The organism is Kallipyga gabonensis (genome assembly GCF_001286805.1).
GTDB classification, from domain to species: domain Bacteria; phylum Bacillota; class Clostridia; order Tissierellales; family Peptoniphilaceae; genus Kallipyga; species Kallipyga gabonensis.
Map to the genome: position 1 here is coordinate 931,321 of NZ_CXYV01000002.1, position 13,796 is coordinate 945,116.

The 13,796-nt window shown below is 50.3% G+C and carries 10 protein-coding genes; 7 read left to right on the top strand and 3 right to left on the bottom strand.

Going from position 1 to position 13,796, the window contains the following annotated elements; translation table 11 throughout:
* From BN2373_RS05725 to malQ, 4 genes are all read left to right on the top strand, one after another.
* Positions 1-1,203, top strand: coding sequence for a coenzyme F420-0:L-glutamate ligase (locus tag BN2373_RS05725; RefSeq protein WP_053943144.1), 1,203 nt, complete (start codon positions 1-3; stop codon positions 1,201-1,203).
* 122 nt (positions 1,204-1,325) lie between these two features.
* Positions 1,326-2,528 carry a dicarboxylate/amino acid:cation symporter gene (locus tag BN2373_RS05730; protein ID WP_053943145.1) on the top strand — a complete coding sequence of 401 codons (1,203 nt, stop codon included), beginning with the start codon at positions 1,326-1,328 and terminating at the stop codon, positions 2,526-2,528.
* Between the two features lie 41 nt (positions 2,529-2,569).
* On the top strand, positions 2,570-3,940 hold the full coding sequence (pepV, locus tag BN2373_RS05735; protein WP_053943146.1) for a dipeptidase PepV: 1,371 nt from the start codon (positions 2,570-2,572) through the stop codon (positions 3,938-3,940).
* Between the two features lie 45 nt (positions 3,941-3,985).
* Entirely contained in the window at positions 3,986-5,473 is a 1,488-nt protein-coding gene (malQ, locus tag BN2373_RS05740) for a 4-alpha-glucanotransferase (protein ID WP_053943147.1), read from the top strand.
* Between the two features lie 6 nt (positions 5,474-5,479).
* Here malQ and BN2373_RS08080 read toward each other — a convergent pair whose 3' ends face one another.
* Positions 5,480-6,550: a Maf family protein gene (locus BN2373_RS08080; protein ID WP_074017972.1), complete on the bottom strand. Its 1,071-nt coding sequence runs from the start codon at positions 6,548-6,550 to the stop codon at positions 5,480-5,482.
* 160 nt (positions 6,551-6,710) lie between these two features.
* On the opposite strand from BN2373_RS08080, the gene BN2373_RS05750 reads away from it, so the two are divergent.
* Both BN2373_RS05750 and BN2373_RS05755 read left to right on the top strand, forming a co-directional pair.
* Complete coding sequence (locus BN2373_RS05750) at positions 6,711-8,462, top strand: ABC transporter ATP-binding protein (protein ID WP_053943148.1); 1,752 nt, start codon at positions 6,711-6,713, stop codon at positions 8,460-8,462.
* The gene (locus BN2373_RS05755) at positions 8,452-10,359 is read left to right on the top strand and encodes an ABC transporter ATP-binding protein (protein ID WP_053943149.1); all 1,908 of its coding nucleotides are present in this window, start codon (positions 8,452-8,454) and stop codon (positions 10,357-10,359) included. Before BN2373_RS05750 ends, BN2373_RS05755 begins: the two co-directional genes overlap by 11 nt.
* An 87-nt stretch (positions 10,360-10,446) precedes the next feature.
* On the opposite strand, the gene BN2373_RS05760 is transcribed toward BN2373_RS05755, so the two are convergent.
* Complete coding sequence (locus tag BN2373_RS05760; RefSeq protein WP_053943150.1) at positions 10,447-12,126, bottom strand: DUF2207 domain-containing protein; 1,680 nt, start codon at positions 12,124-12,126, stop codon at positions 10,447-10,449.
* 14 nt (positions 12,127-12,140) lie between these two features.
* Positions 12,141-12,965, bottom strand: a complete 825-nt coding sequence (locus BN2373_RS05765; protein ID WP_053943151.1) for an exodeoxyribonuclease III — start codon at positions 12,963-12,965, stop codon at positions 12,141-12,143.
* Between the two features lie 235 nt (positions 12,966-13,200).
* Between BN2373_RS05765 and rbr the strand changes: the two genes are divergently transcribed.
* The gene (rbr, locus tag BN2373_RS05770; RefSeq protein WP_053943152.1) at positions 13,201-13,788 is read left to right on the top strand and encodes a rubrerythrin; all 588 of its coding nucleotides are present in this window, start codon (positions 13,201-13,203) and stop codon (positions 13,786-13,788) included.
* Positions 13,789-13,796 lie beyond the last annotated feature (8 nt).

Genomic DNA, 13,796 nt, shown 5'->3' on the forward strand with positions numbered 1-13,796 from the left:
ATGAGAATGATCGGTACTGTGGCAAGAGGGATCCGAACCCCCATCATCCGGGAAGGGGACGACCTTGCCAGCATGGTGGTCGAATCTCTTCAAGCTGCCGGAAAAGAAGGAGGATTTTCCTTCCATGACCGGGATGTCCTATGCATGACCGAGGCCATTGTCGCCAGGGCTCAGGGAAACTACGCCAGCGTGGATCAGATTGCCCGGGACATTCAAAAAAAGTTCCCCGAGAGAGAAGTCGGACTCTTTAACCCCATCTTCTCCCGCAACCGCTTCTCCATGAACCTCAAGGCCATTGCCCGGGCCATGGACAAGATTTACCTCCAGATGACCTATCCCTCGGATGAGGTGGGAAACCAGCTTATCACTGTTGAGGCGATGGATAAGGCCGGCCTGGATCCTTACAATGATGTCATCTCTGAAGAAGACTTTTATCGGATTTTCGGTCAGGTGGGACATCCTTTTACCGGCGTGGACTATATTAAATTCTACCGGGATCTGGTAGAGGCGGAAGACTGTGAATTGGTCATTTTCCTGGCCAACCAGCCTAAAGCTATTCTCCAATATACCGACCAGGTCATCACCTGCGATATCCATACCAAGGAAAGATCCAAACGCCGGCTTAAATCGGCCGGGGCAAAAGTTGTTTATGGTCTGGATGATATTTTGACGGAGTCTGTGGATGGTTCCGGTTACAATGAGGAATATGGCCTTCTGGGATCCAATAAGGCCTCGGAAGAAAGAGTCAAACTCTTTCCCAGAGATTGCCAGTCCTTTGTTGAGAATCTGGCCCGGCAATTGAAGGAGGTCACCGGAAAGAACATCGAAGTCATGGTCTATGGGGATGGAGGGTTCAAGGATCCCCATGGCGGCATTTGGGAGTTTGCCGACCCTGTCGTTTCTCCGGGATTTACGCAAGGTCTATCCGGTCTTCCCAATGAACTTAAACTCAAGTACCTTGCGGATAATGACTTTGCCGATCTTAAGGGCGAAGAACTTCGCAAGGCTATTGCCAAGAAAATTGAAGCCAAGGACAAGGACCTTAAAGGGGCAATGGAATCGGAGGGAACCACTCCTCGTCACCTGACAGACCTACTGGGCTCCCTAGCCGATCTGGTTTCCGGTTCAGGAGATAAGGGAACCCCGGTCGTCTTCATTCAAGGCTATTTCGATAATTTCACTACGGGCCTGGAAGAAGAATAACCTGTGATATTCCAACCCTTTGTGGAAGTCCGGCGGTCAACCGGCCAAGCAAAGGGTTTTCTGTATACATCGATTATGATCTCTCCTGAGTGAAAGTCGGAGGAAAAGAAAGAGAGGATAAGATGAAAAAAATTACCCACACCCTCGTTTTCAAACTTCTCTTGGGCATTGTGGCCGGTGTTCTTATAGGAACCTATGCTTCAGAGGGCCTTATTTTAGTGATATTAACAGCGAAAAATATTCTCGGGGACTTTATAGGCTATATGGTTCCTCTGATTATTCTGGGCTTTATTGCCCCTGCGATCATCTCCCTCCGCCATAGTGCGGGCAAAGTTTTAACCGTGACCCTGATCATTTGCTACCTGTCTTCCGTGGGAGCAGCCCTGTTCTCCATGGCAGCGGGTTATCTGATCATTCCCGGCCTGAATATTGTTTCAGAAGTAGGATCGGGCCGTGCCCTCCCGGAAGCCCTCCTTGAACTCAAGTTCACTCCTATCATGCCCGTCATGACAGCTCTTATTACTGCCGTCCTTATCGGTCTGTCTGTCATTTGGACCCGGTCGGAATCCTGGACCAGGCTCCTGGAGGACTTTAACGATATGGTCCTGAAGATCGTAGAAAATGTCGTCGTTCCCGTCCTTCCCATTTATATCTTCACCACCTTTGCCAGCCTGGCCTATGAGGGGGTCATCATCAAAGAGCTGCCCATCTTTTTCAAAATCATCCTGATCGTCATTGTCGGCCACTATATCTGGCTAACCCTTCTTTATAGCATTGGTGGAGCCCTTTCCAAGACCAACCCCATGGAGGTTCTCCGCCACTATCCACCGGCCTACCTTACCGCCCTGGGAACCATGTCATCGGCTGCCACCCTACCTGTGGCCTTGAAGTCAGCGGCCAAGGCCAAGACCCTGGATCCGGAAATCCGGGACTTTTGTATCCCTCTTTGCTGCAACACCCACCTCTGCGGATCTGTCTTGACCGAAACCTTCTTTGTTATGACCGTCTCCCAGATCTTGTATGGTCGTTTGCCGGATCCCATGACTATGGTCACCTTTGCTTGTCTCCTCGGCATCTTTGCCATAGCGGCTCCCGGCGTTCCGGGAGGAACAGTTGTTGCCTCTCTAGGGCTGATTATTTCCGTTCTGGGCTTTGATGATAACGGGACGGCCCTCATGCTTTCCATTTTCGCCCTTCAGGACTCCTTCGGGACGGCTTGTAATGTCACCGGTGATGGAGCCATTGCTCTTATGGTCACCGGCCTCTTTAAGAAGGTACCAAACCGGAAGACGGACGAAGTAGAACCGGCATCGAATGAAAGATGAGTTTTCCGTTTGGAAGCAAAGCTTTTAGAAAGGGAAAGAGAATGATTCAAAAGGAATTAACCCAGAAGATTTTGTCCATGGAAGAGGAGGTTCTCCGGGGTATCGGTGGGGCAGTAAAGATTGATTCGGTTATGGGTCCTGCTGGGGAAGGAGCTCCCTTTGGACCCGGGCCAAGAAAAGCCCTTGACTATGCCTTACGATTAGCGGAGTCCATGGGGTTTGAGACAAAAAATGTGGATAACCGGGTGGGTTATGCGGAATATGGGGAGGGCAAGGATATGGTTGCCGTCCTGGGTCACCTGGATGTCGTTCCTGTGGATGGGAATTGGGATCATGATCCCTTTTTTGGTGAAGTCATTGATGGGGAAATCTATGGACGGGGAACGGCTGATGATAAAGGGATGACCATTGGAGCTCTCTATGCCTTACAAGCCATCAAGGAGCTGGGAATTTCCACTGATCGCCGAATTCGAGTCATCTTTGGAACCAACGAAGAAAACGGCTCCCATTGTGTCCGCCATTATGTAGAATCCGGTCAGGAAATGCCGGTTATGGGTTTTACCCCCGATGCCGATTTTCCCCTGATCTTTTTTGAAAAAGGGACCACCCACGCTTATATCGGCTGTGAAGATTTTCAACAAGGAGACATTCCGATTCTGGCTTTTGAAGCCGGCCGTGCCCTCAATGTCGTTCCGGACTCCGCCCGCCTTGTCCTGGGAGGAAACTGGAATATTGGGGAGAAGGAAGATCTTTGTGTCTTACAGGAAGAAGGAAAGACAATCATTGAAGCGAAAGGTGCCGGAGCCCATGGGTCCATGCCCGAGCTGGGTAGAAATGCCCTGGTCACCCTACTTGAAGCGGTGGGGGAGGTGAAGATCGGAGGAGACTTTGACAAGGTTCGGTCCTTCATCCTGGAAAGAATAGGACGTGATACCAAGGGGCAGGGATTGGGCATCCACTTTGAGGATCCGGAGACCGGAGAAACTTCGGTCAACTTGGGCACCCTTCGCCTCGAGGAAGGGAAACTTTCTTTCGGTTTGGATATTCGTTATCCGAAAAACGGTGACCACGACAAGGTCAAGGAAGCCCTGGAATCGGCTTGCCTGGACTATGGTCTCCAGCTCTTAGACCGGAAGATCACCGATCCCCTTTATGTTCCCAAAGATTCGGAACTCATCCGGCGACTCCTGGGGGTCTACCGGACGATGACAGGCGATTTGTCCGAACCCTTAGCGATAGGCGGAGGAACCTATGCCAAGGTTTTTCCCAACATGGTTGCTTTCGGGCCTAATTTCCCGGGAGACACTCCCCTTGAACACCAGCCCAATGAAAGAGTAAATGTAAAGAAGTTGATGAAATCTTTGACGATCGTGGGTCAGGCCATGTTGGCTTTATCCCGGGAGGACGATTAAACCGGGAAAGACAGTCCATAAGCACATGAAAGAGAGGTCGGTTCCTTGCAAAGAGCATCTGGAATTCTCCTTCCCATTTTTTCCCTCCCCTCTACCTACGGGATCGGAAGTCTGGGTCGGGAAGCTTATCGCTTTATCGATTTTCTAGCCGCCACCCATCAATCCTATTGGCAGGTCCTGCCTCTCGGACCGACCAGTCCGGAATCCGGGAATTCTCCTTATTCCGTCCTTTCCTCTTTTGCCGGAAATCCCTATTTTATTGACCTAGAGGCTCTCCAGGAAGAAGGGCTCTTGGAAAAAGAGGACCTGAGTGACCCGGAATGGGGGGAGGATCCCGCAAGAATTGACTACCTGGCCCTAGATCAGGGGAGGGACAGGGTCCTCCGTCAGGCGTTCACCCGCTTTCAGGAAAGGCCCCGGCCGGAGGATTACCAGGTTTTTTTAGACCGGAATAAAAATTGGCTGGAAGACTATAGCCTTTACCGAAGTCTCCGCAGGATTTACGGACGGGACTGGGTAAACTGGCCAAGGGAGCTGAAATATCGAGAGAAGGATAGCCTAAAAGCCTTCCGTCAGACTCAGGGGGAAGAAGTAGACTATCAGATCTTTCTCCAATACGCCTTCTTTAGCCATTATGACCGTCTCAAGGCCTATGCTCATCGCAAGGGCGTTCAGCTGATTGGCGATCTCCCTATTTATACACCTCTGGATTCCGGAGATTGCTGGGCCCAATCTCAGTATTTTCTTCTGGATGAAGAGAAGGCACCTATCCGGGTTTCCGGTGTTCCTCCGGATGCCTATTCAGACGATGGACAGGTCTGGAACCACCCTCTCTACCGCTGGGAGACCTTGAAAGCGGAGGGCTATTCCTATTGGTTGGACCGAATCAGGGTCAACGCCCGCCTCTTTGACCTCATTCGTCTTGACCACTTTATCGGGTTTACAACCTATTTCTCCATTCCCTACGGAGATAAGACTGCTCACCGGGGAGAATGGGTCGGGGGACCCGGTTTGGACTTTTTCCGGGCTATCCAAAAAGAATTTCCTGATCTTCCCTTGATTGCAGAGGATTTAGGGTCTCTCACACCGGAGGTCAGTCGGGTCAAAGACACCATGGGTTATCCCGGTATGGGGGTCCTTCAGTTTGCCTTCGGAGGGGATGATTCCCGGTACCTTCCCCATAACTATGTGAAGAATTCAGTCATTTACACCTCCACCCATGATTCGGATCCCTTTGTCGGTTGGTATCGGAGTCTTCCCGATCCGGTAAAAAAAAGAGTGGATACCTACCTTCTCTTGAATGAGGAAGAGGGCACCCACTGGGGAGCGGTACGGTCATTATTAGGATCGGTCAGCGATTTGACCATTTTCTCCCTCCAGGATCTTCTGGGTTTGGGGGAGGAGGCCCGAATCAACATTCCGGGCATAGCGGGAGGGAACTGGGCCTGGCGGGTCAGGCCCGACTATGCTTCCCAAGACCTCATTAACCGTTTTAACGACTACATGACGACCTATCGCCGCTATCTTTTTTAGCGGTAGCTAATCTTCAAGTTGTCGGATAGTCTTATGATCTTGGTTGGCCCGGTAGGACTGAAGGAAAGCCTGATCCTCAATTTCAAGATCTCGGAGGTCAGCCCTGGATTCCAGGTGATGGCGAAATTCGTGGACAAGGACCTCATTGATTCGGTCTCTTAGTGCAGGGCCTGACCAGCCTCGATAAATGATCCGAAAAGAGCCATAGTAAAGATCGATCCGACGTCCCAGCTTATCTCTGACATATTGGCCCATGATGCAAAGGTCTTTGTCCCGGGCTTCAGGATGGTAGCTGACTTCCGGATGAATTTGAACAAGTCCGTTCAGTCCATCAAAAAAAGAGGGGGGAAGGTCGTCCACTAAGTCTCGTACAATCCGGGTAAACTCATCCAGTGAAATAAAATCCTTCGGCCTGGGATCAATGGAAAAGGGAGCGATCCGTCGGGCAAGTTCAGCCAGAGGGAGGCCGATCACGTTATGAATGTCTCCTTCAATGGAGGCGACGAATCGAGGGTCGAGGTCTTGGATGCCGTAGCCTCCCGCTTTATCCAGGACTTGACCATGAGTCAGATAGTCTTGAATGGACTCTTCCAGGTCCGGATAGTAGGGAACGAAAGTGACCGCCGTAATGGCGTAAAATGACTGGAAGCCCGAGACTGTTCGAAGGCAGACCCCGGTTACCACGTGGTGGGTTCGGCCGAAGTAGGACCGGAACATGGTTTCCGCTTCCTCAAGATCCCGAGGCTTGTGATAAACTGATTCATCCATAAGGACCATAGTATCTGCCCCGATATAGAGACTTCCGGCCAGGGCTCCGCTTTCTTCAGGCCCTTCACCAAGACCGCATTTAGCCCCTGCTAATTCGCAGGCCGTCTTACCCACCCGGTCGATGAAATGGTCGGATCCATAGAGGGCCATGTATCGGTATTCGATAGTTCGCTCATCCAGGTCCAGGCTCCGGCAGATGGGGTTAAGATAGGCCAGAAGTTCACGCCTTCTGGGCGACCGGCTACAGAGGACCACCCGGTCAAAACTGTCCAGGTGACCGCCATGAATGTAATCAACAATGCCGTGCATAGGAAGTTCCCCCTTCTTCATTGGCTTTTAAGTCAACTTCTTCTTCTATTCTAACTGATGTGGTCTTTCCTGTTTTTGAATTTGCTCCTGAGGGTATCTACATTTTACTTCTTTTATTCTCTTTACTGCCTGAACAGGGGTATAGATCGTTGAGGTTTTTATGGTCAAAAATGCAAAAAATATTTTAGGATCCTTAAGGGAATATAAAACGCTCAGCCTCCTGACCGTGCTCTTTATTGTAATGGAGGCTATTTTTAATGCACTTATTCCCTTTTTCACCGCCAATCTGATCAATAGTCTTCAAGGACAGACTATGGACATGGCGGCCGTTTCACGAACGGGTCTTCTTCTCCTTCTCATGGCCGGTCTGTCTCTGACAACCGGCGGTTTGGCAGGTTTCACCTCCGCCAAAGCCTCCTCCGGCTTTGCCAAAAACCTCCGTGGAGACCTCTTTCGGAAAATTCAAACGTATTCCTTTGGGAACATTGATAAATTTTCCACACCATCCCTGATTACGCGGTTAACGACGGATATCGACAATGTCATGATGTCCTTCATGATTCTCATTCGCGAGTCGGTCCGGGCCCCTTTGGTCATTATTTTTGCCTTCTTCATGGCCTTTCGGATGGCCGGATCATTGGCCTATTCCTTTTTAATCATCATCCCTTTTTTAGCCGTCGCCTTCTTCTTCATCATCAAGATTGCCATGCCCCATTTTCGTAAGGGCTTCCGCCAGTTTGATGAAATCAACCGAACGGTAGGGGAGAATGTTCAGGCGGCCAGGGAAGTTAAAGCCTATGCTCGTGGCGATTATGAGAAGAAAAAATTCAAAGGTGATTCGGAGAGGATGATGAAAATCTTCACCAAGGCCAATACCATCGTAAATTTTTCCTCTCCGGTTATGCAGTTGGCCATCTATTTCAACATGCTCTTTATTTTTGTCGTCGGCTCAAAAATGGTTGTTTCCTCCGGTGGGGTAGACCTCAATGTTGGTCAGATGTCTGCCATGCTGACCTACGGAATGCAGATCATGATCCAGCTCATGTTCCTTTCTATGGTCTTTGTCCTCCTGACCATGTCGGCTGAATCCGTTCGCCGGATTAACGAGATCTTGCTGGAAGAGTCGACTCTCCATTCTCCGGAGGGAGGAATCCGGACCATTTCCGACGGATCGGTATCCTTTCACCACGTTTCCTTCAAGTATTCAGAGGAGGCGGAAGAGGATACCCTCTCCGATCTCAACTTTAGGATTGAATCGGGCATGACCGTGGGGATCCTGGGAGGGACCGGATCCGGAAAGTCCAGCCTGGTTCAGCTCATACCCCGCCTCTATGATGTCAGTCGGGGATCTCTTGAAGTTGGGGGAAGGGATGTCCGGGACTATGATTTGGAAAGTCTTCGTGACCAGGCTGTCCTTGTCCTTCAAAAAAACGTCCTCTTCTCAGGGACTATTGCGGAAAACATCCGGTGGGGTAATCCTTATGCCAGCGATGAAGAAGTCGAGTGGGCAGCTAAGCTGGCCCAGGCGGATGGCTTCATTCGCTCCTTTCCGGATGGCTATCAAACCGTCATTGAGCAGGGGGGAACCAACGTTTCAGGTGGTCAGCGTCAGCGGCTTACCATCGCTCGAGCCCTTCTGAAAAAGCCAAAAATCCTCATTTTTGACGATTCCACTTCTGCGGTCGATACGAAAACAGATGCCCTGATTCAACAGTCGCTCAAGGAGTTCCTTCCCGGAACAACAAAGATCTTTATTGCCCAGCGGATCTCTTCGGTCAAAGATGCGGATCTGATTATCCTCATGCAGTCCGGTAAAGTTCTAGCCATGGGGAGCCACGATGAACTCTTGAAAACCGTCCCTTCCTACCGGGAGACCAACGAAAAACAAGGAGGTGGGACCCATGTCCAATAAAAAGAATAATACGGCCAATCCCCGGATCCTCCTTCGTCTCATTAAAGACCTTTTTCGGGGAGCCCCCATTCTCCTCCCATTGGTCCTTATTTCCACCGTTCTTTCGTCGGTAATTACCGCCCTGCCGGCCATCTTTCAGCAGAAGATCCTGGCCACCCTTACGGACTTCTTAGCGACCGGAGACACCTCATGGCCCCAGGCCAAGGAGCTTATCTTCCCCTTGCTGGCCATCCTGGTCATTCTCTACCTTCTCTCCGTCCTTCTCATCACCTTCCAGACGCAGGCAATGAACGTCGTTACCCAGCACTTTCTTCATTCCCTCCGCCAGCGGATGTTCAACCATATGCAGGACCTTCCCCTTTCCTTCTTTGATCAAAACAAGCACGGGGACATTATGTCCTATTACACCAACGATACCCAGGCTCTCCGTATGCTAGTTTCCGGTGGCCTTCCTTCCATGGTTCGAGCAGGCGTCATCGTTTTGACCCTCTTTTTCATCATGGTTTATTATTCCATTCCAATGACTGTGTTGGTCCTTTTCGGTATTGGGGCCATGTTCCTGGTTACTCGGAAGGTTGCCGGAGGATCAGCCCGCTTTTTCCGTGAGCAACAGGAGAAGTTAGGCGAATTGGAGGGCTTTCTTCAAGAGTATATGACCGGACAGAAAGTGGTTAAGGTATTCAACCATGAGGACCGGGCAATAGGGAAGATGGAGGAGAAGAACCAGGCTCTCTTTGAGGTATCCTCGAAAGCGAATGGCTATGCCAACGCTCTGGGGCCCATCATCATGAACATCGGAAACGTCATGTATGTTTTGACGGCCATGGTGGGGGGCTTTTACCTCCTCTCCGGCCTACCTAACTTTTCCATTTCCCGCATGGCCTTTTCTCTTTCCATCCTCATTCCTTTCCTCAATATGACCAAGCAGTTCACCGGGAATATCAACCAGTTTTCCCAGCAGATCAACTCCGTCGTCATGGCTATGGCCGGTGCGGGCCGGATTTATAGCTTCCTTGACCGGGAGGAAGAAATTGATGAAGGGCAGATTCGCCTGGTTCACTGCCGAAAGAATGCCCGGGGTCAACTTGAGGAAAGCACGGATAGAAAGCTGTCCTGGTACTGGAAGATTCCCCAAGGGGATGGAACCTTCTCCTATAAAGCCATGCAGGGGGATATGCGGATGGAAGGGGTGGACTTCTCCTACGTCCCGGGTGAACCCGTCCTCCACGACATCACGGTCTACGCTGAACCGGGTCAGCAGGTGGCCTTTGTGGGGCAAACAGGAGCCGGGAAGACCACCATCACCAACCTTATGAACCGCTTCTATGAGATTGATAGGGGAAGGATTCTCTACGATGGAATCGACATCAGGGAAATTCGAAAAGAAGACCTTCGTCGGTCTTTGGGCCTGGTCCTCCAGTCCACCAACCTCTTTACGGGTACGGTCATGGAGAATATCCGTTACGGACGGCTGGATGCTACAGATGAAGAGTGTATTGAGGCGGCCAGGATTGCCGGAGCCCATTCCTTTATTTCCCGCTTGCCCGAGGGCTATCAAACCGAACTTTCCGCTAACGGATCCAGCCTTTCTCAAGGTCAACGTCAGCTCCTCTCCATCTCTCGAGCAGCGGTTGCCGGAACACCGGCCTTAGTATTGGATGAAGCCACTTCCTCCATCGACACCCATACCGAACAGGTTGTCCTGGATGGGATGGCCAAGCTCATGGAAGGACGGACCGTCTTTGTGATCGCCCACCGACTTTCCACCATAGAAAACAGCGATGTGATCATGGTCATGGATCAGGGGCGGATTATTGAGCGGGGATCCCACGAAGACCTTCTCAAAGAGGAAGGGGTCTACTACCAGCTCTATACCGGTGCCTTCGAAATGGAATAGAATAAGCAAAAATAAGCAAGGGCCCAACAAGCGGAATTCCGCTTGTCGAGCCCTTTTTTCTTGCTTTATATCTTTTTTTATACTGTCTCAGCGTCCGCCTCCTCCGGATCCTCCGCCGGAAAATCCGCCTCCACCGCCCATCGATCCGGTAGAGCTAAAGCTGCTTTGACTCTGCTGGGAGAAATGGTTGGCGGAAAGGAAATAATAGCAGGGGAGACCATAGGAGTGCTGGGACATGGCGACCCGGTCGGCCGTTTGGAGGCCCAATTTCCTCATTTTCTTCTCAAAGTCGCCCATCAAGCCAAAAAGACAAGCGAAGGCAAAGGTCTCTTGGAGGTTGGGATTATCTTCTTGACCATCAAAGCGGTCAATCCACTCCTGGAGATAGTTTCGGTAGCCATAGACTTTGGGGATTTCCATGCGGCCTTGGCCAGTAACTTGGAGGGCTTCCTCATCAGAAAGTCTCTCCAGATTTCCGCTTTCCAGTAATTTCCTTTCCCCTTCTTCCTTGGCCAGCTTCCACAATTTCTCATAAGCCTTGTCATTCTCCCGAATATGATCCTGAAGTGCCCGGATAGTGAGGCGGTGGTTTGATCCGGAAGCTTGGATGAAGAAATCCCAAAGAGCCCGGGCAAAGAGGTCTTCCGGCGAGAAGCCGGGATCTCCGCTAAGAAAGCGGATGGAACTCTTATCTTCCTCAAAGAAGCCTTTGCTTTCATCCAAGGATAGGTCAAGATTCCCTTTCAAGGCCCAATCCAGGAGATAGGCGGTTTGTAGCCTTTGATCCAGCATGGGTGTGGATAAGCTTTCATCGGTGATTTTCATGGCCATATAGGCCATGACCAGATCGCCTTGAAAGGGAGGGGTGGTCTGGATCGGCACCGATTTTTTCTCCTTCCGGGTCATGGGGAGGTAGGCTTCTTTTTTCCGTGCTTTTGAATAGAAGAGGATAACCACGGCAACAGGCACCACGATCAGCAGGACAATAAGCGGAATGATCCAAAAAGGAAAATCGCCGTCCTCCTCCGCCTGATTGGCAAGGTCCTCAATGTCCTGGTCCATGTTTTGCTTTTCCGGTGAAAAAATGCCCTTGGTAAAAGAAACAAGAAGGGTCATATGATTCTCTTTGGATCCATAGTCCGATCCCTCAGCATGGGCGAGGATCTTTCCTTCTTCATTGATAGAGATTGAACCGGTATTCCCATAAAGAGCCAATTCGACGTCTTGTGACGTAAAAGGGCGTGGACCCCGGACTTCCACCCTAACCGATTCCGGAGGGGGAGACATTTGGTCATTGACAAATCGCCAATAAAACCCATCTTTGTCTCTGAAGCCGTCAACAAGCTCGCTGGCTTGGTAGGTCAGGGTGAAGTGGTGACGACCGACAGATCCAATGCCAAAGCAAAGTTCAAGCCCATCATCACTGGCAACAAAGCCGGATTTTCCCGCTTTTTCCTCCCTGGTCCGGTCGACGTCCCAGTTGGATCCCAGGTCTTCAAAGACCCGGCCATCCTCCCTAACGACAAAATTGTTAATGGTCGACCCGTTCAAGTGGCTTTTGGGCAAGTACCACTCCGTAATCGTAGAGTCACTAGCAATTTCAATATCCCACTCCTCCCGGATGTCCGCAGATCCATCTTCCTTCAGATTAGCCTGAATAAGGACTGACCGAACTCGGTCTCCTCCCTCTGCGTGGACTTGAGGGGGTAAAGAGAATATACAGCAGACGATGAAAAAAATGAAACAGAGGGTGTATTTTCTTTTCATCCGGGATTTCCTTTCTATTGAATTTCCAATACCAGGGGAGTGTGGTCCTGACGGTCACCGGAATCCACCATATTGGATTCCACTATCCGGTCAGCCCAGCGGTCGGAGACGAGGAAGTAGTCGATCCTCCAGCCGGAATTGTTAATTTTTGAAGTGGGAACCCGCTGGGCCCACCAAGTGTATACCCCTTCAATATCTCCATGAAGATGGCGGAAGGAGTCGGTAAAGCCGGAGTCCAGAATATGGGAAAAGCCCTCTCTTTCCTCATCGGTGAAACCGGCGGAGAAGTGGTTGCTGTCCGGGTTGGCCAGGTCGATTTCCTTGTGGGCGACGTTGAAGTCCCCCATGGCGATGACCGGTTTTTTGTCATCCAGGCTCCGAAGGTAGTCCCTGTATTTCGCATCCCAGATTTGGCGTTCCGGTAAACGGGAAAGAGCCGAACCGGCATTAGGGGTGTAAACGGTAGTGGCGAAAAAATCTTCGAATTCTAAAGTAATGATCCGGCCTTCCAGGTCCATGGTATCGGGTCCGCCAATTTCCGGAAAACGGACAAGGGGAGTATAGATGTCCTTGAATAAGAACATGGTACCGGCATAGCCTTTTCGAGCCGGAGGTGTGGAGGATCGCCAACAGATTTTATAGTTAGGAAGTCTTTGTTTGATGATGTCCAGGTGCTTTTGTGTCGGGCCATCGACAGAGAGTTTGGTCTCCTGAATGGCAATAATATCCGCATCCATCCCATCAATACGGTCAAGGACTAAGCGGGATAGTTGGGCTCGTTTAGAGTTCGAGGTCAGGGCGGCATTTAAGGAATCAATATTCCAGGATATAAATTTCAAAAGAGTCTCCTTTCTTCTCTTCTTACTATTAATGATCAAGGCCTTTATATTATAGCGGAAGAAGTGGAGTTTTGCCTGTCAAGGGCTCAAATCAGGGAATTCTTTCCGCCCTCTATCCTCTAATGTCTTTTTTTTTATGCCTGATATGATAAAATAGTGTTGTTGACCTAGGATTTTCCTCGGCTTTCCGATGAGAATCGATCAATGAAGTGAAGTATTCAATAAGGAGGTTGTTATGGCTGATTTAAAAGGTAGTAAGACGGCAAAAAACCTGATGGCAGCATTTGCCGGTGAGTCCCAGGCAAATATGCGTTACACTCTTGCCGCTAAGCAGGCAAAAAAAGATGGTTATGTTCAGATTTCCATGATTTTTGAGGAGACCGCTAGAAATGAACGTGAGCATGCTGCTCAGTTCTATAAGTTCCTTCCCGAGTGCTATGCTACAGGTGAAGGAATTGCTTTCGATGCCCAATATCCTGTTGTTTGGTCCTCCACAGAAGAGAACCTCCAGGGTGCGATCGACGGCGAAAGAGAAGAAGCCGACGATATGTACGTTGAGATGGCAAAGGTTGCTGACGAAGAAGGCTTCTCCGAGATTGCCGAGCAGTACAGACAGATTGCCAAGGTTGAGGATAAGCATGCTATCCGCTTCCAGAAGCTCTTAGATAACATCAAGGGTGACCGCGTATTCAAGCGTGATGAAGTTGTTCTTTGGAAGTGCAATGAGTGCGGATACATCGCCAAGGGTCAGGAAGCACCGAAGAAGTGCCCCTCCTGCCACCATCCCCAGGCTTACTTCGAGCTCTTCAAAGAAACCTATTAAAGCAGAAT